At 75.8% G+C, this 512-nt stretch carries 1 protein-coding gene; it reads right to left on the bottom strand.

Features of this window, described 5'->3' with window-relative positions:
• Positions 1-13: 13 nt before the first annotated feature.
• Positions 14-512: FABP family protein (locus AB8Z36_RS41975; protein ID WP_369218560.1), on the bottom strand; the 499-nt coding region annotated here is incomplete at its 5' end.

The raw sequence follows: 512 nt of genomic DNA, 5'->3' as shown, positions 1-512 counted from the left end.
CCCGCCACCCCTGTCACCCGTCCGTGGGCACCGGCTGGTGGCCGTCCCGGGTCAGCCGGGCCGACAGGTGGTGGCGCAGCTCCACCCCGACCGCCGCGAGGTCATGCGCACAGGTGAGCGTTCCCGGCTCCGTCAGGGTGTAGCGGCGGCGGGTGGCGTCCACCTGTTTGGCTGTGGGGGTCAGGGCCACCTCGTGGGTGGCGAGGTCGACCGTGCCGTCGGCCGCGTGACCGGCCGCGATCTCCGCGACGCCGGTGGGCTGCGTGATCAGCGCCTCCACCCGGCCGTCCGGCTGGAGCCGGAACCAGCCGCTCTCCCTGGCCGAGGGGCGCAGCGGCCCGCCGTCGGGGCCGACGAGCCAGGCCCGGGACTCGTAGCGCAGGAAGGGCCTGCCGTCGTGGCTGAAGGTGACCTCCTGCTCGTACGCGAAGTCCTCCGCCAGCGTCGGGTACTCGCCGCGGCCCGTGCCGCGCCAGGTGCCGAGGAGGCCGAGCACGGGGGTGAGCAGGGGG

Source organism: Streptomyces flavofungini (genome assembly GCF_041028215.1).
In the GTDB taxonomy this organism is placed as follows: domain Bacteria; phylum Actinomycetota; class Actinomycetes; order Streptomycetales; family Streptomycetaceae; genus Streptomyces; species Streptomyces flavofungini_B.
The sequence above is the reverse complement of the archived record's forward strand: the minus strand, read 5'-3'. Positions and strand labels throughout refer to the sequence as shown.